At 67.6% G+C, this 16,363-nt stretch carries 17 protein-coding genes; 10 read left to right on the forward strand and 7 right to left on the reverse strand.

Annotated features, from left to right (window positions below):
- Nucleotides 1-7 precede the first annotated feature (7 nt).
- The 3 genes from JC881_RS24870 (at nucleotide 8) to JC881_RS24880 (ending at nucleotide 1,922) form a co-directional block, all read left to right on the forward strand.
- On the forward strand, nucleotides 8-391 hold the full coding sequence (locus tag JC881_RS24870; protein WP_198788386.1) for a YraN family protein: 384 nt from the start codon (nucleotides 8-10) through the stop codon (nucleotides 389-391).
- 86 nt (nucleotides 392-477) lie between these two features.
- Nucleotides 478-1,122, forward strand: coding sequence for an SIS domain-containing protein (locus JC881_RS24875; RefSeq protein ID WP_198788387.1), 645 nt, complete (start codon nucleotides 478-480; stop codon nucleotides 1,120-1,122).
- The gene (locus JC881_RS24880) at nucleotides 1,119-1,922 is read left to right on the forward strand and encodes a BON domain-containing protein (RefSeq protein WP_198788388.1); all 804 of its coding nucleotides are present in this window, start codon (nucleotides 1,119-1,121) and stop codon (nucleotides 1,920-1,922) included. The genes JC881_RS24875 and JC881_RS24880 overlap by 4 nt, the downstream gene beginning before the upstream one ends.
- 31 nt (nucleotides 1,923-1,953) lie before the next feature.
- Here the strand turns inward: JC881_RS24880 and JC881_RS24885 are convergent, their stop codons facing one another.
- From JC881_RS24885 to JC881_RS24895, 3 genes are all read right to left on the reverse strand, one after another.
- Nucleotides 1,954-2,862, reverse strand: a complete 909-nt coding sequence (locus JC881_RS24885) for an NAD(P)-dependent oxidoreductase (protein ID WP_198788389.1) — start codon at nucleotides 2,860-2,862, stop codon at nucleotides 1,954-1,956.
- A 67-nt stretch (nucleotides 2,863-2,929) separates the two neighbouring features.
- Nucleotides 2,930-4,066, reverse strand: a complete 1,137-nt coding sequence (locus tag JC881_RS24890) for a PilT/PilU family type 4a pilus ATPase (protein ID WP_198788390.1) — start codon at nucleotides 4,064-4,066, stop codon at nucleotides 2,930-2,932.
- 138 nt (nucleotides 4,067-4,204) lie between these two features.
- The gene (locus JC881_RS24895) at nucleotides 4,205-5,248 is read right to left on the reverse strand and encodes a type IV pilus twitching motility protein PilT (protein ID WP_198788391.1); all 1,044 of its coding nucleotides are present in this window, start codon (nucleotides 5,246-5,248) and stop codon (nucleotides 4,205-4,207) included.
- 51 nt (nucleotides 5,249-5,299) lie between these two features.
- On the opposite strand from JC881_RS24895, the gene JC881_RS24900 reads away from it, so the two are divergent.
- Nucleotides 5,300-6,001, forward strand: a complete 702-nt coding sequence (locus JC881_RS24900; RefSeq protein ID WP_198788392.1) for a YggS family pyridoxal phosphate-dependent enzyme — start codon at nucleotides 5,300-5,302, stop codon at nucleotides 5,999-6,001.
- 12 nt (nucleotides 6,002-6,013) lie between these two features.
- Here JC881_RS24900 and JC881_RS24905 read toward each other — a convergent pair whose 3' ends face one another.
- Nucleotides 6,014-6,481, reverse strand: coding sequence for an Lrp/AsnC ligand binding domain-containing protein (locus tag JC881_RS24905; RefSeq protein WP_198788393.1), 468 nt, complete (start codon nucleotides 6,479-6,481; stop codon nucleotides 6,014-6,016).
- A 139-nt stretch (nucleotides 6,482-6,620) separates the two neighbouring features.
- Nucleotides 6,621-7,085, reverse strand: coding sequence for a hypothetical protein (locus JC881_RS24910; RefSeq protein ID WP_198788394.1), 465 nt, complete (start codon nucleotides 7,083-7,085; stop codon nucleotides 6,621-6,623).
- A 238-nt stretch (nucleotides 7,086-7,323) separates the two neighbouring features.
- Here JC881_RS24910 and JC881_RS24915 point away from each other — a divergent pair, with 238 nt between their 5' ends.
- The 3 genes from JC881_RS24915 to JC881_RS24925 all read left to right on the forward strand — a co-directional run bounded on the left by JC881_RS24915 (nucleotide 7,324) and on the right by JC881_RS24925 (nucleotide 10,047).
- On the forward strand, nucleotides 7,324-8,595 hold the full coding sequence (locus JC881_RS24915; RefSeq protein WP_198788395.1) for a Glu/Leu/Phe/Val family dehydrogenase: 1,272 nt from the start codon (nucleotides 7,324-7,326) through the stop codon (nucleotides 8,593-8,595).
- A 33-nt stretch (nucleotides 8,596-8,628) separates the two neighbouring features.
- Nucleotides 8,629-9,282, forward strand: coding sequence for a nucleoside/nucleotide kinase family protein (locus JC881_RS24920; RefSeq protein ID WP_198788396.1), 654 nt, complete (start codon nucleotides 8,629-8,631; stop codon nucleotides 9,280-9,282).
- An 84-nt stretch (nucleotides 9,283-9,366) separates the two neighbouring features.
- Nucleotides 9,367-10,047 carry a DUF2242 domain-containing protein gene (locus JC881_RS24925; RefSeq protein WP_198788397.1) on the forward strand — a complete coding sequence of 227 codons (681 nt, stop codon included), beginning with the start codon at nucleotides 9,367-9,369 and terminating at the stop codon, nucleotides 10,045-10,047.
- Nucleotides 10,048-10,056: 9 nt separating this feature from the next.
- On the opposite strand, the gene rocF is transcribed toward JC881_RS24925, so the two are convergent.
- Together rocF and JC881_RS24935 are read right to left on the reverse strand one after the other, a co-directional pair.
- A complete protein-coding gene (rocF, locus tag JC881_RS24930) occupies nucleotides 10,057-10,968 on the reverse strand; it encodes an arginase (protein ID WP_198788398.1) in 912 nt (303 codons plus the stop codon).
- A gap of 34 nt (nucleotides 10,969-11,002) precedes the next feature.
- The gene (locus tag JC881_RS24935; RefSeq protein WP_198788399.1) at nucleotides 11,003-13,057 is read right to left on the reverse strand and encodes a prolyl oligopeptidase family serine peptidase; all 2,055 of its coding nucleotides are present in this window, start codon (nucleotides 13,055-13,057) and stop codon (nucleotides 11,003-11,005) included.
- 178 nt (nucleotides 13,058-13,235) lie between these two features.
- Between JC881_RS24935 and JC881_RS24940 the strand changes: the two genes are divergently transcribed.
- From JC881_RS24940 to JC881_RS24950, 3 genes are all read left to right on the forward strand, one after another.
- Nucleotides 13,236-14,945, forward strand: coding sequence for a WS/DGAT/MGAT family O-acyltransferase (locus JC881_RS24940; RefSeq protein ID WP_198788400.1), 1,710 nt, complete (start codon nucleotides 13,236-13,238; stop codon nucleotides 14,943-14,945).
- A 137-nt stretch (nucleotides 14,946-15,082) separates the two neighbouring features.
- The gene (locus JC881_RS24945; RefSeq protein WP_198788401.1) at nucleotides 15,083-15,643 is read left to right on the forward strand and encodes a hypothetical protein; all 561 of its coding nucleotides are present in this window, start codon (nucleotides 15,083-15,085) and stop codon (nucleotides 15,641-15,643) included.
- A gap of 215 nt (nucleotides 15,644-15,858) precedes the next feature.
- Entirely contained in the window at nucleotides 15,859-16,356 is a 498-nt protein-coding gene (locus JC881_RS24950) for a phasin family protein (protein WP_198788402.1), read from the forward strand.
- The last annotated feature ends 7 nt before the right edge of the window (nucleotides 16,357-16,363 follow it).

Here is a 16,363-nt window from a genome sequence, read left to right on the forward strand (position 1 = left end):
GGGAGCCATGAAGACCACCACCACCAGCACCACGAAGCGCCGCGGCGATGCGGCGGAAGACGCCGCGCTCGAACACCTGCAGGACGCCGGCCTCGCGCTCATCGCGCGCAATTATCGAACGCCCGGGCGCGGCGGCGGCGAGATCGACCTGATCATGCGCGATCCGCGTGATCCGCGCGGCGCAACCCTGGTGTTCGTCGAGGTCCGCCAGCGCAGCGCCGGCACGCATGGCGGCGCGGGCGGCAGCATCACCGGGCCCAAGCAGCGGCGCATCGTGTTCGCCGCGCAGCATTACCTGAGCCGGCTGCGCACGGTGCCGCCGTGCCGTTTCGACGTGGTGCTGGTGGAGGAGAAAATCACCTGGTTGCGGGCCGCGTTCGACGCGGGCTGACGCGCCTTCCAAGGGAACTGAAGCCTTCGGGCAGGCTCCACAACTCACACGTCTTGTTTCACCACCCCCAGTTATCATCCCGCCTCATGCTCGAGCAACGGATTCAGCAGCACTTCATCGACAGTGCCGACCTCAAATACCAGACCGGACCGGTCCTGAGCAAACCCATCTCTCAAGCGATGCAGGCCATCCTGGCGTGCGTGACCAGCGGCGGCAAGGTGCTGGCCTGCGGTGCGGGTGTCTCGGGCCTCCTGGCCGCGCAGTTCGCCGCGCAGTTCGTCGGCCGCTTCGAGCGCGAGCGCCCCGAGCTGGGCGCCATCGCATTGCCCGGCGACACCACCGACCCCAACGCCGACAGCGCCAATGCCATGGATGCCGACCGGTTCGCGCGCCAGGTGCGTGCGCTGGGCCAGGCCGGCGACGTGCTGCTCGCCTTGAGCGCGAGCGGCCAGTCGGCCGCCGTGCTGGCTGCCGTGCTGGCCGCGCACGAGCGCGACATGACCGTGGTCGCCCTGCTCGGCAATGCCGTCTCGGGCCCGCCCGCGGCGCCGGGTGCGGGCAGCAGCGGCACCGGCGGCGTCATCGGCCGCGCGTTGCGCGAAACCGATGTCCAGATCAGCGTGCCGCACGAGCGTGCGGCGCGCATCCATGAAGTCCACCTGCTCGCGCTGCACTGCCTGTGCGACGGCGTGGATGCCCAGTTACTCGGAGAACAGGAAGCTTCCTCATGACCATGACGACCATGACAAAGACGTCGACCCGGCGTTTCGCCCTCGCACTCACCCTGGGTGCCGCACTGGTCGCCGGTCTCTCCGCCTGCGTGCCGCTCGTGGTGGGCGGCGCCGCGGTGGTGGGCGTGGGCATGGTGGCGACCGATCGCCGCAGCTCCGGCGCGCAGCTGGACGACCAGGGCATCGAGCTGCGCGCCGCGGCCCGCGTGCGCGACATCGCCAACGACCAGATGTACGTGAGCGTCACCAGCTACAACCGCCAGGTGCTCTTGACCGGCGCGGTGGGCAACGAGGCCGACCGCCGCCGCGTCGAGGACGAGGTGAGCCGCATCGTCAACGTGCGCTCCGTGGTGAACGAGCTCACGCAGGGCGCGCCCAGCACCTTCCAGGACCGCTCCAACGACCTCTACATCACCGGCAAGGTGAAGGCCTCGCTGCTCGATGCAAAGGACATCTTCGCCAACTCGTTCAAGGTGACGACCGAGCGCGGCGTGGTGTACCTCATGGGCATCGCCACGCGGCGCGAGACCGATCGCGCGACCGAGATCACGCGCGGCGTGGGCGGCGTGATGAAGGTGGTGCGCGTGGTCGAGGTGGTGAGCGAAGCCGACCTTGCCGCCAGCCAGGCGGCGAACCAGTCCGCGGCGCAGCGCGGCGGCACGGGCCCGGCGCCGGTGAGCAACGCGACGCCTTCGTCGTCTTCTTCGTCCTCGCGCGTGCCGCTGCCACCGATGGAACCGCTGCCCGCGCCGGGCTCGGCGCCCGGGCAACCGGCCGTGACGACCTCGCCGGTCCGCTGAACCCAAAAAAGCCCGCTTCCGCGGGCTTTTTTCATTTGAGCCGGATGATCAGGCTCGAGGTGTCCCAGCGCCGGCCGCCGGCCTGCTGCACGTCGGCGTAGAACTGGTCCACCAGCGCCGTCACCGGCACGCGCGCACCGTTGCGCTTGGCTTCGTCGAGCACCAGGCCCAGGTCCTTGCGCATCCAGTCGACGGCAAAGCCGTAGTCGAACTTGCCCTGGATCATGGTCTTGCCGCGGTTGTCCATCTGCCAGCTCTGGGCCGCGCCCTTGCCGATGACGCCGAGCACGGCTTCCATGTCCAGGCCGGCGCGCTGGCCGAAGGCGATGGCTTCCGACAGCCCCTGCACCAGGCCCGCGATGGCGATCTGGTTCACCATCTTTGCGAGCTGGCCGGCGCCGCTTTCTCCCAGCAGCGTGACCGCGCGCGAAAACGCCGCAGCCACCGGCTTGATGCGCTCGAAGGCGGCCGCGTCGCCGCCGCACATCACGGTGAGCGCGCCGTTCTGCGCGCCGGCCTGGCCGCCGGACACCGGCGCGTCGATGAAGTGCAGGCCCAGCGCCTGGGCGGCCTTCGACAGTTCGCGCGCCACGTCGGCCGAGGCGGTCGTGTGGTCGACGAGCACCGCGCCCTTCTTCATGCCGGCGAAGGCGCCGTCGTCGCCCAGCACCACGGAGCGCAGGTCCTCGTCGTTGCCGACGCAGCAGAACACGATGTCGGCGCCTGCCGCCGCTTCGCGCGGGGTAGCGGCATGGCGGCCCGGCGGGCCGAATTCTGCGGCCCAGGCCTCGGCCTTGGCAGCCGTGCGGTTGTAGACCGTGACGCTGTGGCCGGCCTTGGCCAGGTGGGCGGCCATCGGACCGCCCATGACGCCCAGGCCGAGAAAAGCGACCGTCTGCGCGGGGATGGATTCGTAGGTTCGGGTGTTGATGCTGCTCATGGGCCAAGAGCTTAAAGCCATTCGCCCCGGGCGCCGCAGCGTGCCGCGGCGCCACCCCACGCGCCGGTCAGATGATCGCGAAGTGCTCCGTGCCGGCCGCCAGGTCCGTGCTGCGCGCGCGCTGGCTGTTGAGCTTGATCTGCAGCCGCAGGTCGTTGGCCGAGTCGGCGTTGCGGATGGCGTCGTCGAAGGTGATCGAGTGGCTCTCGAACAGGTCGAAGAGCGCCTGGTCGAAGGTCTGCATGCCCAGGTTGCGGCTCTTCTTCATGATCTCCTTGATCTCGCCCACTTCGCCCTTGAAGATCAGGTCGGAAATCAGCGGCGTGTTCAGCAGCACCTCGACGGCGGCCACGCGGCCCTGGCCGTCTTCGGTGGGCACCAGGCGCTGCGAGACCAGCGAGCGCAGGTTCAGCGACAGGTCCATCAGCAACTGCGCGCGGCGCTCTTCGGGGAAGAAGTTGATGATCCGGTCCAGCGCCTGGTTGGCGCTGTTGGCGTGCAGCGTGGCCATGCACAGGTGACCGGTTTCGGCGAAGGCCACCGCGTGCTCCATGGTTTCGCGGTCGCGGATTTCGCCCATCAGGATCACGTCGGGCGCCTGGCGCAGCGTGTTCTTCAGCGCCGCTTCCCAGCTGTCGGTGTCGATGCCCACTTCGCGCTGCGTCACCACGCAGTTCTTGTGCGGGTGCACGAATTCGACCGGGTCTTCGACCGTGACGATGTGGCCGTAGGAGTTTTCGTTGCGCCAGTCGATCATCGCGGCCAGCGTGGTCGACTTGCCCGAGCCCGTGGCGCCCACCAGGATGGTGAGGCCGCGCTTGGTCATCGACACGTCCTTGAGCACCTGCGGCATGCCCAGCCCGTCGATGGTCGGCAGCTTGGCCGGAATGGTCCGCAGCACCATGCCGACCTTGCCCTGCTGCACGAACGCGTTGACTCGAAAGCGCCCGATGCCGGTCGGCGAGATCGCGAAGTTGCACTCCTTGGTGCGCTCGAAATCGGCCACCTGCCGGTCGTTCATGACCGAGCGCGTGAGCGCCAGCGTGTGCTGCGCACCCAGCGCCTGCTGCGACACCTTGGTGACCTTGCCGTCCACCTTGATCGCGGGCGGGAAGTCGGCGGTGATGAACAGGTCGCTGCCGTTGCGGCTCACCATGAGCTTGAGCAGGTCGTTGATGAACTGGCTGGCTTGATCGCGTTCCATGAGAGCGCTCCTTGATCTCTGTTTAGTTTGAACCTGCCGGCGGCCGACCGCCGGGCCGCCCCAAGGCGGCCGCGCCTCCCCCATGGGGGGTGGAGTTACACGAAGCGCAGCGAAGTGAAAAGCCGGGGGGCGTCATGACTAGCCGGGGAAGTTCTCTGGGATCTTCGCTTTTCCGCGCGCCTCGGCAGCGGAAATCGTGTTGCGGCGAACCAGCTCCGTCAGGTTCTGGTCCAGCGTCTGCATGCCGGCGCCCTGGCCGGTCTGGATCGTGGAATACATCTGCGCCACCTTGGCTTCGCGGATCAGGTTCCGGATGGCGGGCGTGCCCAGCATGATCTCGTGCGCCGCCACGCGGCCCTGGCCGTCCTTGGTCTTGCACAGTGTCTGCGAAATCACCGCCTGCAGCGACTCCGAGAGCATCGCGCGGATCATTTCCTTTTCCTCGCCCGGGAACACGTCGATGATCCGGTCGATGGTCTTGGCGGCCGACGAGGTGTGCAGCGTGCCGAACACCAGGTGGCCCGTTTCGGCCGCGGTCATCGCCAGGCGAATGGTTTCCAGGTCGCGCAGCTCGCCCACGAGAATCGCGTCCGGGTCTTCGCGCAGCGCCGAGCGCAGCGCGTTGGCGAACGACAGCGTCATCGGGCCCACTTCGCGCTGGTTGATCAGGCACTTCTTGGATTCGTGCACGAATTCGATCGGGTCTTCCACCGTGAGGATGTGGCCGTACTCGTTTTCGTTGAGGTAGTTCACCATCGCCGCGAGCGTGGTCGACTTGCCCGAGCCCGTGGGGCCCGTCACCAGCACCAGCCCGCGGGGCTTGAGGGCCAGTTCGCCGAAAATCTTTGGCGCGTTCAGCTGCTCGAGCGTGAGGATCTTGGAGGGAATGGTCCGGAACACCGCGGCCGCGCCGCGTGCCTGGTTGAAGGCGTTCACGCGGAAGCGCGCGAGGCCGTCGATCTCGAACGAGAAGTCGACCTCCAGGAATTCTTCGTAGTGCTTGCGGTGCGTGTCGCTCATGATGTCGTACACCATCGCGTGCACGCCCTTGTGGTCGAGCGCATCGACGTTGATGCGGCGCACGTCGCCGTTCACGCGGATCATGGGCGGAAGCCCGGCCGACAGGTGCAGGTCGGAGGCTTTGTTCTTGACGCTGAATGCCAGCAATTGGGTGATGTCCACGGGGCTCCTCGGCTCGAGTTCGGTGACGTTTTGATACGATTTTGGACGATTATGACGATGATTGGCGACGACCTCCAGCAAGTAAAGACGCGGATCGTGGAGGCATGTGTAACGGCCGGCCGCGACCCGGCTGGGGTCCGGCTGCTGGCGGTGTCCAAGACCTTCGGGGCCGAGGCGGTTCGAGAGGCGCATGCGGCAGGCCAATCGGCCTTCGGCGAGAACTACGTGCAGGAGGGCCTGGACAAGATCGAGGCGCTCGCCGATCTGCGCGCCTCCCTCGAATGGCACTGCATCGGCCCTCTGCAGAGCAACAAGACGCGGCCCGTGGCCGAGCAGTTCGACTGGGTCCACAGCATCGACCGGCTCAAGATCGCCGAGCGCCTGTCGGCCCAGCGGCCGGCCCATCTGCCGCCGCTCAATGTATGCCTTCAGGTTAACGTGGACGGCGGCGCGAACAAGTCCGGCGTGCCGCCGCAAGAGGCCATTGCCCTCGCCCGCGCTGTGGCGGCGTTGCCACATCTGAGGCTGCGCGGGCTCATGGCGATCCCCGAACCGGCGCCCGATTTCGCGGCGCAACGCGACCTGTGCCTGCGCGCGCATGCGGTTTTCGAATCGATCCGAGGGGCGGGCATCGCGCTGGACACGCTGTCGCTCGGCATGAGCGCAGACCTCGAGGCGGCGATCAGCGCCGGCAGCACGATGGTGCGCATCGGCACCGCCGTCTTCGGCGGCCGGGCGAAGAAGCCGGCCTGAGCTTTCAGCGCCTCAGAGCCCCAGCGGCAGCCGTGCGCTGCTCTTGACTTCTTCCATCACCGCATAGGTTCGCGTCTCGCGCACGCCGGGCAGTTGCCACAGCACCGTGCCCGCGAACTCGCGGTACGCGGCCATGTCGGCCATGCGGGTCTTGAGCAGGTAGTCGAAGCCGCCGGCGACCATGTGGCATTCCATGATCTCGTCGCGCACCTGCACCGCGGCCTTGAACTGGTCGAACACGTTGGGCGTGGTGCGGTCCAGCAGCACCTCCACGAACACCGTGAAGCCGCGGCCCAGCTTCTCGGGATCCAGGCGCGCCTCGTAGCCCAGGATGAAGCCGTCGCGCGTCAGGCGCTGCACGCGCGCCAGCACCGCGGTGGGCGAGAGCGCCACCGCCTCGGCCAACTTGAGGTTGGTGATGCGCCCGTCCTCCTGAAGAATCTTCAAGAGGCGAAGGTCGATGCGGTCCAGGTCGAGCATTGGAGAATTATCCGGTTCCTGCATCGATTCTTTGCGAAAGATGCGGCCTATGGCTGTTGGCCATAGGAGATAGAACCAAGGAAATGCCCTGTGCCTACCCTGCGCCTACCCTCCGCGCGGTACCCCGTTCCATTTCGGCTCAGCGAACGGTGGTGCGCGACTGCGCGGCCGCCTGCCGGCTGGTGGACTGCTCGACCAGCGCGCCGTAGGCGGGGCTCGCGCGCAGCTTGGTGTATTCGGCCATGGCCTGGCGATAGGCGGGGCGCGTCGTGTCGGCGCCGGCTTCGCCGTTCTGCTGCGCGGCGAGGCCGGACTGGATCCACAGCCGCGTATCCGCCGCCACGTCGGCGCGGCTGTTCGCGGAGACGACCGCCGCCTGCTGCGCGAGCCCGTCGGTGTAGCCCTGCGTGGGTGCGCTCCTGAGCCACTGCTGCGCATCGGCCGTCACCGCGGCGCGCGTCGTGGACGAGGCGAGCGGCACGGGCCGCGGATCGCCTTCGGCGTAGTTGCCGGCAAGGCTCGGCGCGGAGGCGAGGGCCAGCCATGCGGCGACGGCCGTGGTGCCCAGGATGCGGGTGGTGCGGGTGGTGGAAGAGAACTTCATTCGCTGACTCCTTGAGGTGATTGGCTGGTGAAACCAACTCTATGAAGCGCATCTGCGCGATCGATAACCCGTCGATGACAGTTTGGTTATCTGCCGATCGCTCGCTCGATCCGCAACTGAAACAACGCCGCCTAACGTCTCTTGCATAACCGCCAGCGCGGCGCGCATAAGCCATGGCGCGACGGGCGCGAGAGGTCTATCGTTGCGGCCACCTCAGTTCCAATCCAAGGGATCTCCCATGAGTGAAAAACTCTCCTTCGTCTCCCCCACCGCCAACAGCCCGTGGGGAACGTATCTCTCCCAGGTCGACCGTGTCGTGCCGTACCTCGGCCCGCTGGCCCGCTGGGTCGAAACCTTGAAGCGCCCCAAGCGCGCGCTGATCGTGGACGTGCCGATCGAGATGGACGACGGCACCATCGCCCACTTCGAGGGCTACCGCGTGCAGCACAACATGAGCCGCGGCCCGGGCAAGGGCGGCGTGCGCTTCCACCCCGACGTCACGCTGGAAGAAGTGATGGCGCTGTCGGCCTGGATGACCATCAAGACCGCCGCGGTGAACCTGCCCTACGGCGGCGCCAAGGGCGGCATCCGCGTCGACCCGAAGAAGCTCTCGCTGCAGGAGCTGGAAAAGATCACCCGCCGCTACACCAGCGAGATCGGCATCATCATCGGCCCGCACACCGACATTCCCGCGCCCGACGTCAACACCAACGGCCAGATCATGGCGTGGATGATGGACACGTATTCGATGAACGTCGGCGGCACCGCCACCGGCGTGGTCACCGGCAAGCCGCTGCACCTGGGCGGGTCGCTGGGCCGCGTGAAGGCCACCGGCCGCGGCGTGTTCGTCACCGGCCGTGAAGCGGCCCGTCGTCTGGGCATGGACCTGCGCGGCGCGCGCATCGCGGTGCAGGGTTTCGGCAACGTGGGCTCGGTCGCGGCCGAACTCTTCGCCGAAGCGGGCGCCAAGATCGTGGCGGTGCAGGACCACACCGGCACCATCGTCAACACCAACGGCCTGGACCTCGCGACGCTCATTCCCATCGCCAACAAGGACGGCGTGATCGCCTTCAAGGGCGGCGACGTGGTGCCCAACGAAGCCTTCTGGGACACGGCCTGCGACATCCTGATCCCGGCAGCCCTCGAAGGCCAGATCACCGCCGAGCGCGCACAGAAAACCACTGCCAAGCTGGTGCTCGAAGGCGCCAACGGCCCCACGGTGCCCACGGCCGACGACATCCTGGCCGAGCGCGGCGTGCTGGTGGTGCCCGACGTGATCTGCAACGCCGGCGGCGTGACGGTCTCGTACTTCGAATGGGTGCAGGACTTCTCGTCGTTCTTCTGGGACGAGGACGAGATCAACGTGCGCCTGGACCGCATCATGATGAACGCGCTCAACCAGATCTGGGACACGGCCGACAAGCACAAGATCTCGCTGCGCACGGCGACTTATGCGGTGGCTTGCGAACGAATCCTCATGGCACGCCAGGAACGCGGCCTGTACCCCTGATTTTTTGACGGAAAGGGGCGCTACGCTCGGGGCATGACCACCATGCCCGTGCAGAAACTCCCTTCCATTCCCGCGGACGGCCTGGCCCGTCTGCAGGCCCTCATGGCCAGCGGGCAGCGCAAGCTGCTGGGGCTGGTCGGCGCGCCCGGCGCGGGCAAGTCCACGCTCGCGATGGCGCTGCGCGAAGCCGTCGGCGCCGACCGCGCGCAGGTCGTGCCGATGGACGGTTTCCACCTCGCCAACGTCGAACTCCAGCGCCTCGGCCGCGCCGCCCGCAAGGGCGCGCCCGACACCTTCGACAGCGCCGGCTACGTCGCACTGCTGCAGCGGCTGCGCGACCAGCGCCCCGGCGGCGACATCGTCTACGCCCCCGAATTCCGCCGCGAAATCGAGGAGCCGATCGCCGGCGCCATCGCGGTGCTGCCTTCGACGCAGATCGTCATCACCGAAGGCAACTACCTGTTGCACGACGCCGGCCCGTGGGCGGGCGCGGCGGCGATGCTCGATGAGTGCTGGTACGTGGACATCGACGACGCGGTGCGCGAAGAGCGGCTGGTCGCACGCCACCGGCAGTTTGGCCGCAGCACCGAGGCCGCGCGCGACTGGGTGGCCAGCACCGATGCGCCCAATGCGCGGCTGATCGCCGCCACGAAGGCGCGGGCGCATCACGTGCTGATGTGGTCTTGAAATTTGTTTGCGGCGAGGGAACGCCGGCGCGCCGCCGCGCTCGAAGCCTTGCCGGCGGAGGCGCCGGTTAGCATTCGCCGCGCCATGCCGTCCCACTTCAATTCCTTTTCTTCTTCATCCCTTCGCACGCCGGTCCTCGTCCTGGGCCTTCTGTCCGCCCTCGTGCTCGCCGGCTGCGGCAGCACTTCGCGGCGCGTGTCGTACGAGCCGGAGGAGTTCGACTCCACCACCACCCACACGCGCAACTACGCCGCCACCGAGGGCCAGACCTGCGAAGCCGCACGCCGCGCGCTGCTGAGCCAGGGCTACATGGTCACGGCGGCCAACGCCGACCTGGTGACCGGGCGCAAGAGCTTCCAGCCGGCGGCCGAGGTGCACGTCGAGGTCGAGTTCCGCGTGGTCTGCGCGCGAGAAGGCGGCAAAGGCGGCAAGCAGAGCACCGTGGCTTTCGCAACCGCGCTGCAAGACCGCTACGGCATCAAGAAGGTGAACAACTCGGCCAGCGTGGGCGTGGGTGCCTTCGGCTCGCTGTCGCTGCCCTTCGCTGGCAGCGACGACGCGATGGTCAAGGTGGCGAGCGAGACCCTGACCGACGAGCGCTTCTACGACCGTTTCTTCACGCTGATGGACCGCTTCCTCGAAGGCGGCGGCGCCGATGCGCCGCCCGACATGCCGGCCGAAGCGCCCACGGCGCCTTCTTTGCCTTCTTCGTCACCCGCCCCCGCCATCAGCTTCCCGGTCGCCCCTTCGCCCAACCGGGGCTGATCGCCGGGGTCAACGCACCAGCGTCGACTTGCCGAACAGGCTCTCGATCAGTTCCACCGCCACTTCCGCGGTCTGGTTGCGCACATCGAGCGCGGGGTTGAGCTCCACCACGTCGAGCGAAGAGAGCCGCCCCGTGTCGGCGATCATTTCCATGCACAGTTGCATCTCGCGGTAGGTCGGCCCGCCGCGCACGCCGGTGCCCACGCCGGGCGCGATGTTCGGGTCCAGGCAATCCAGGTCGAAGCTCACGTGCAGGTGGGTGTCCTCGTCCACGTCCTGCAGCGCCTCGGTCATGGTGGTGCGCATGCCGTGCTCGTCGATGTGGCGCATGTCGAACACGTTCAGGCCGAGCGTGCGGATGGCCTCCTTCTCGTCTGCATCGACGCTGCGGATACCGATGAAGCGGATCGCCTCGTGCGCCAGCGCCGCGCGCTCGCCGCTCCAGCCCGTCAGTTCCGCGGGCCCGTGGCCCAGCAGGCACGAGACCGGCATGCCGTGCAGGTTGCCGCTCGGGCTCGTGGTCTCGGTGTTGACGTCGGAGTGCGCATCGAGCCACAGCACGCGCAGCTTCTTGCCTCGCTTGCGCGCATGCCAGGCCACCGCGCTGATCGAGCCGATCGCCAGGCAGTGATCGCCGCCCAGCATCAGCGGCACATGATTGGCGCCGAGCGCCGCGTCCACGGCGTTGTAGACCGAGCGGTTCCACGCGATCACCTCCGCGAGATGGCGAAGGCCATTGGCCGGCGGCGCCCAGGGCGTGGCCGGGCCGGCGAGGTTGCCGCGGTCGATGACCATGAAGCCTTGCTTGGCAAGCGCCTCGGCCACGCCGGCCACGCGCAACGCATCGGGGCCCATGCCCGCGCCGCGCACGCTGGCGCCGATGTCGGTGGGCGCGCCGATCAGTTCGAGGGTGGTGTTCATTCAGCTGACCTCCGTGCGGGAGCGGCCCGGCGGCTCATGCCGGCTTGCCTATGTGTTGCCAGAGATACGCGTAGCCCAGCGCATCCATGAAGGCGGACTCCTTGTTGTCCGTGGCCGCGCTGTGGCCGCCTTCCATGTTCTCGTAGAAGCTGCTGTCGTGGCCCAGCGCGACCATCTTCGCGTGCATCTTTCGCGCATGCACCGGGCCCACGCGGTCGTCGCGGGTCGAGGTGGTGAAGAGCGCGGGCGGATAGCGCCCGTCGGCCTTCGCGTTCTCGTAGGGCGAGAAGGTACGGATGAAGGCCCATTCCTCGGGCTGGTCGGGGTCGCCGTACTCCGCGATCCACGAGGCGCCGGCCGACAGGTGCGTGTAGCGCTGCATGTCGAGCAGCGCCACCTCGCTCACGATCGCGCCGTAGAGCTGCGGGTACAGCGTGAGCATGTTGCCCATCAGCAGGCCCCCGTTGCTGCCGCCCATCGCGCCCAGGTGCGCGGGCGAGGTGATCTTGCGCGCGATGAGGTCCTCGGACACGGCCGCGAAATCCTCGCAGGTGCGAAGCCGGTTTTCCTGCAGCGCGGCCTGGTGCCAGCGCGGGCCGTATTCGCCGCCGCCGCGGATGTTGGCGATGACATACACGCCGCCCTGCTCGAGCCATGCGCGGCCGATGCTGCCGCTGTAGCTCGGCTGCAGCGAGATCTCGAAGCCGCCGTAGGCGTACTGCAGCGTCGGGTTCGTGCCGTCGGCCTTCAGGTCCTTCGGGGCGATCTCGAAGTAGGGCACGCGCGTGCCGTCCTTGGACACCGCGAAATGCTGGCTCACGGCGAAGCGCGATGCGTCGAAGAAGCCCGGACTGTCCTTCAGCACCTCGGGCTCGCCCTGGCCGATGGTGCCGATGTAGAGCGTGGTCGGCTGCAGGAAGCCGCTCACGGTGAGGAAGTAGTCGTCGTTCTCGTCCTCGTCGATGCCGCCGGCCGCGATGGTCGAGAGCGCGGGTGCGCCGCCCAGGCCCTCGCGCTTCCACGGGCCGCTGGCCTGCGGCGTGAGCACTTCCAGCTGGTTCACCACGTCGTGCATCACGTTGAGGATGAGGTGGTGCCGCGTCCACGAATGGCTGTCCAGCGCCGTGGTGTCGTCGGGCTCGAACAGCACGGTGAGCGCGCGCTGGCCCGCCATGTAGTCGTCGAACTTCGCGGCCAGCAGCGAGCCCGACCTGTAGGTCGCGCCGCCCACGGTCCAGTCCTCGCGCGGCTCGATCAGCATCCACTCGCGGCAGATGTCGGTGTTGGAGTCGTCGGGCACGTCGATCTTGGTGAGCGTGCCATCGGCGCCGCGCAGCCAGGTCTCGCTCTCGTAGAAGTCGATCTGGCGCGAAACGAAATCGCGCTCGAAGCCGGGCGTGTTGTCGCGGTAGGCGCTCACGGACATGTCCTCGTGCGCGCCTTCGTACACCGTGGTGGCGGCCGCGAGCGGCGTGCCGCGCTTCCACTCCTTCACGATGCGCGGGTAGCTCGAGCTGGTCATCGAGCCGGGGCCGAAATCGGTGGCCACGTAGAGGTGGTCGATGTCTTTCCAGCCCACGTGGTTCTTTGCCTCGGGGAGCGTGAAGCCGCCTTCGACGAAGGTCTTGCTGTGCAGGTCGAACTCGCGCACCACGTCGGCATCGGCGCCGCCGCGCGAGAGCGAAACGAGGCAGCGCTTGTAGTCGGGCTCCAGGCAGTCGGCGCCGTGCCACACCCAGTTCTCCTTGTCGGCGGCGGCCAGTGCGTCGATGTCGATCACGGTTTCCCACGCGGGCTGGGGCTTGCGGTACTCGGTGAGCGTGGTGCGGCGCCAGAGGCCCTTGGGGTGGTCCTTGTCGCGCCAGAAGTTGTAGAAGAAGGGGCCGATCTTGCGGACCATCGGAATCCGGTCGTCCGAGTCGAGCACCTCGAGGATGCCCGCCTCGAGCGCCTTGAAGGCGGGCGATTGCGCGTAGGCCTGCACGGTCTTCGCGTTCTCCTGGCGCGCCCAGTCGAGCTGGGCGTCACCGTCGATCTCTTCGAGCCAGAGGTGATCGTCTTTCGGAGTCGGGGAGGGGTTGGATGTCATGAATGGCAGTGTACGGAGCCCTCGTGAAAAAGGCGCTGTGAGCAGTTGTTGCGGGCGCGGTCACTTTTTCATTACTCGGGAAAACCTCGGTGGAAACACTGAAGCGGGCAGGGCCCACGAGCGCCACCTGCGGGGTATCCTGCCGAACGGCGCATGCCCCACCAAGGAGACACAACACATGAAACACCTGAGCGGACTTGATGCCACCTTCCTGCACCTGGAGACGCCCGAGATGCCGATGCACGTGGGCTCGCTCAACGTGCTGGACTTGCCCAAGGGCTACAAGGGCGATTTCTACGAAGACGCCAAGCAGTTCATGGCCAGCCGCATCCACTTGGCCGATGTGTTCACGCGCAAGCTCGCGCTCATGCCCTTCGACATGTCCAACCCGGTGTGGGTGGACGACGAGGACATCGACCTGGACTACCACGTGCGCCACATCACGCTGCCCAAGCCCGGCACCAACCGCCAGCTGCAGCAATACGTGGCGCGGCTGCATTCCACGCTCATCGACCGCAGCCGCCCGATGTGGGAGTTCTTCATCATCGACGGCCTGCAGAGCGGCCAGGTGGCGCTCTACACCAAGGTGCACCACGCGGGCATCGACGGGCAGGCCGGCGTGGAAGTGGGCAAGGCCATCTTCGACCTGGAGGCCACGGGCCGCGTGGTGAAGCCGCCGCGCTCGCGTCCGCGCGGCAACGGCTACCAGCTTGGCATGGCCGAGCTCGCAACGGCGGCGCTGCGCAACACGGCGCAGCAGTACGTCAAGCTCTTCAAGATGGCGCCCGCCATCGCGCGTGCAATCGGCGGCCTGGCCAAGCCCGACGAGAAGGCGGCCGAGAAGGCCGCGGCCACCGCGCCGAAGAAGTTCAACCTCTTCGCGCCGCGCACCTCGCTCAACGTGTCGATCACCAACCAGCGCACCTTCGCGGGCCGCACCATCTCGCTGGCCGAAACCAAGTACATCGCCAAGCACTTCGGCGTGTCGCTCAACGACGTGGTCATGGCCACCGTGGCCGGCGCGCTGCGCCACTACCTGGCCGACAACAACGAGCTGCCCGCCAAGCCGCTGGTGGCCGGCGTGCCGGTGAGCCTGCGCGAAGCGGGCGACGACACGGCCAACAACCAGGCCAGCATGATCCTGGTGAGCCTGGCCACGGACATCACCGACCCGATCCAGCGGCTGAAGGCGATCAACGCGTCCTCGAACAGTTCGAAGTCGACGATGAACCGCTTCAAGGCCGTGATCCTGGATGACTTTCCGACCTTCGCCGCGCCCTGGCTGGTGTCGGGCATCGCCTCGATGGTGGGCCGCTCGGGGCTCGTGAACCTGCTGCCGCCCGCGGCCAACGTGGCCATCTCCAACGTGGCGGGCGCGCCGTTCCCGATGTACTTCGCGGGTGCGCTCGTCACCTGCTACTACCCGGTGTCGATCGCCAGCCACGGCACGGCGCTCAACGTCACGGTGCAGAGCTACAACGGCCGCATGGACTACGGCCTCATCGCCTGCCGCCGCGCGGTGCCCGACATCACCGAGATCGGCGACTACATGCTGGCCGAGCACAAGCTGCTGATGGAACTGACGCAGAAGCACCCGTCCGCCGCCGGCGTCACGGCGCCCAGGCCCGCGCCTGTGGCGTCACATGCGCCGGAGGTCGAGGAGGCCGCGCCCGCCGCCAGGAAGCAGGCCGCGCGCAAGAAGGCACCGGTCAAGGCTGTGAAGGCCGCCACGGCGATGGCCAAGGCGCCGGCGAAGAAGGCGCCCGCAAAGAAAGTCGCCGCGAAGAAAGCCACCGTGAAGGCCATCAAGACGACGGCCGCCAGGCCCGTAGCCCGAAAGGCCGCACCGGCCAAGCGGGCCGGCGCCTCCAGGGCCGCCGCAGCGTGATCAAGAGGCCTGGGCCTCGAAAATTGGGGCAGTTGGACTAGTTTTCCGACGGTTCTAGTTTTGCAGGCCTAGGCCCTTGCGAAGAAGATGGGGCCATCGCATCCAGCGACCCATTCAACTTCAAGGAAATCTTCATCATGTCCACGCAAACCACCCTCGCTTCTGCCGCCATCCACGTCGTCGGCCAATACAACGACGCAGGCAAGACCCTGGTCGGCGCCTACCGCACCGGCGTGCATCGCTTGCTGGGGGGCGCCGCTTCGCGCTACAGCAACTTCCTGGGCAACCGCCAGATCCCGCTGGTGAGCGAACAGATCAAGGCCAACCTGATCGGCGCGCAAGAGAAGGTCAACGGCTTCCTGGCCAACCGCCTGGACATCGACACCAGCCGCATCGTCTCGGTGATGGACCGCGTTGCCGCCGGCACCACCAGCGGCATCGAAACAGTCGCAGGCCGCGTCGCCCGCGTCGAATCGCCGGTCGCCAACTCGGTGCTCAACACGCTGAACGCCATCAACCAGCCGATCGCTACCGTCTCGGTGCAGATCGCCGACCGCATCGCCGCTGGCGCCAAGCAACTCGAAACCCGCGTGGCCGGCACGGACGGCGATATTGCCAAGCCCGTGCGCACCGTGAAGGCCAAGGCCGCCGTGGCCAAGAAGCCGGTTCGCCGCGCTGCTGCCCGCAAGGCGGCCTGAGAAGGTGTGAACGAATCCGCCATGCCCGCTCATCCCGCCCAGACACACCCGCTCGGCGTTGCAAATGCTCGCCATAGCCCGAGCTATGGCTGCGCTTTGCGCCTTGATCGAGTGCGCCTGGGCGGGCTGCTCGGGCACGCCGAATTCATTCGCACCTTCTGACCCCCGAGGCGCTCTGCGCCTCTTTTTCTTTCTGCTATCTGGAGCACCACTGAATGGCGACCCGCACCGACGAAACTGCAAAGTTGAAGAAGAAGGCGACGCCTGCGAAGAAAGCTCCGGCCAAAGCCCCGGCTGCCAAGAAAGCCGCGGCGCCCCGCAAGGCGGCCCCTGCTGCGAAGAAAGCGGCGGCCACCGCACCCGGCAAGGCCGAAGGCCTGCTGCGTGCCGGCCTCAAGGCGCTGGACAACGTGCGCAGCGACGTCGCCAAGCGCCAGGCCAACGTGATCGAAGGCCTGCTCGGCATCGGGCAGGGCAAGGTCGATACGGCCAGTGCGAAGGCCGCGCTCACCCGCGGCTTTCCGAGCCTGGACAGCTTCGGCATCCGCAAGTTCGAGGACGTGTTCGACCAGCGCGTGGCCACCGCCCTGCAGCGCCTGGGCATGCCCAGCACGGAAGAGGTGCAGGCGCTGCGCGACGAGGTGGCGCACCTGCGCGAACGCCTCGCACAGATCGAGAAGAGCCAGAAGAGCAACGCCGGCGGCAAGCGCTGAGCGACGG

Origin of the sequence: Variovorax sp. IB41 (assembly GCF_016405905.1) — a bacterium.
In the GTDB taxonomy this organism is placed as follows: domain Bacteria; phylum Pseudomonadota; class Gammaproteobacteria; order Burkholderiales; family Burkholderiaceae_C; genus Variovorax.

Coding starts and splice junctions, on each gene's coding strand:
- JC881_RS24920 (WP_198788396.1), top strand. CDS start 8,629: ATGACCACCATGCCCGTGCAGAAACTCCCTTCCATTCCCGCGGACGGC.
- JC881_RS24945 (WP_198788401.1), top strand. CDS start 15,083: ATGTCCACGCAAACCACCCTCGCTTCTGCCGCCATCCACGTCGTCGGC.
- JC881_RS24915 (WP_198788395.1), top strand. CDS start 7,324: ATGAGTGAAAAACTCTCCTTCGTCTCCCCCACCGCCAACAGCCCGTGG.
- JC881_RS24950 (WP_198788402.1), top strand. CDS start 15,859: ATGGCGACCCGCACCGACGAAACTGCAAAGTTGAAGAAGAAGGCGACG.
- JC881_RS24890 (WP_198788390.1), bottom strand. CDS start 4,066: ATGGAACGCGATCAAGCCAGCCAGTTCATCAACGACCTGCTCAAGCTC.
- rocF (WP_198788398.1), bottom strand. CDS start 10,968: ATGAACACCACCCTCGAACTGATCGGCGCGCCCACCGACATCGGCGCC.
- JC881_RS24900 (WP_198788392.1), top strand. CDS start 5,300: ATGACGATGATTGGCGACGACCTCCAGCAAGTAAAGACGCGGATCGTG.
- JC881_RS24885 (WP_198788389.1), bottom strand. CDS start 2,862: ATGAGCAGCATCAACACCCGAACCTACGAATCCATCCCCGCGCAGACG.
- JC881_RS24905 (WP_198788393.1), bottom strand. CDS start 6,481: ATGCTCGACCTGGACCGCATCGACCTTCGCCTCTTGAAGATTCTTCAG.
- JC881_RS24910 (WP_198788394.1), bottom strand. CDS start 7,085: ATGAAGTTCTCTTCCACCACCCGCACCACCCGCATCCTGGGCACCACG.
- JC881_RS24875 (WP_198788387.1), top strand. CDS start 478: ATGCTCGAGCAACGGATTCAGCAGCACTTCATCGACAGTGCCGACCTC.
- JC881_RS24870 (WP_198788386.1), top strand. CDS start 8: ATGAAGACCACCACCACCAGCACCACGAAGCGCCGCGGCGATGCGGCG.
- JC881_RS24940 (WP_198788400.1), top strand. CDS start 13,236: ATGAAACACCTGAGCGGACTTGATGCCACCTTCCTGCACCTGGAGACG.
- JC881_RS24880 (WP_198788388.1), top strand. CDS start 1,119: ATGACCATGACGACCATGACAAAGACGTCGACCCGGCGTTTCGCCCTC.
- JC881_RS24925 (WP_198788397.1), top strand. CDS start 9,367: ATGCCGTCCCACTTCAATTCCTTTTCTTCTTCATCCCTTCGCACGCCG.
- JC881_RS24935 (WP_198788399.1), bottom strand. CDS start 13,057: ATGACATCCAACCCCTCCCCGACTCCGAAAGACGATCACCTCTGGCTC.